This is a genomic window from Streptococcus sp. CCH5-D3 (assembly GCF_001556435.1).
In the GTDB taxonomy this organism is placed as follows: domain Bacteria; phylum Bacillota; class Bacilli; order Lactobacillales; family Streptococcaceae; genus Streptococcus.
This window is the reverse complement of record NZ_LSIW01000045.1, coordinates 1-240: the sequence shown is the minus strand read 5'-3', so window position 1 is coordinate 240 and position 240 is coordinate 1. Positions and strand designations below refer to the sequence as shown.

Annotated in this window: 1 pseudogene; it reads left to right on the top strand. The window is 38.3% G+C overall.

Going from position 1 to position 240, the window contains the following annotated elements:
• Nucleotides 1-240 (top strand): annotated as a pseudogene (locus AX662_RS10675) (muramidase); the annotation flags it as partial.

The following is a 240-nucleotide window of genomic DNA, read 5'->3' as shown; positions in this document are numbered from 1 at the left end:
AATCGTCCTAAGACTATCACAACAACTGATGGTAAAGTTTACGAATTGGTACCAGCAGGTAACTACACTGTAGGTAAAGTTGATGGACAAGGTCACCTTGAGTCATCAGACGCTACAACAGGTAAAGTTATCGAAGGACGTAAAGATGTTACTTACATCTACAAACTTAAAGAACAACCAGCACAACCTAAGGGTAATGTTTACGTTCACTATGTGGATGAAAATGGTAACACTATCAAA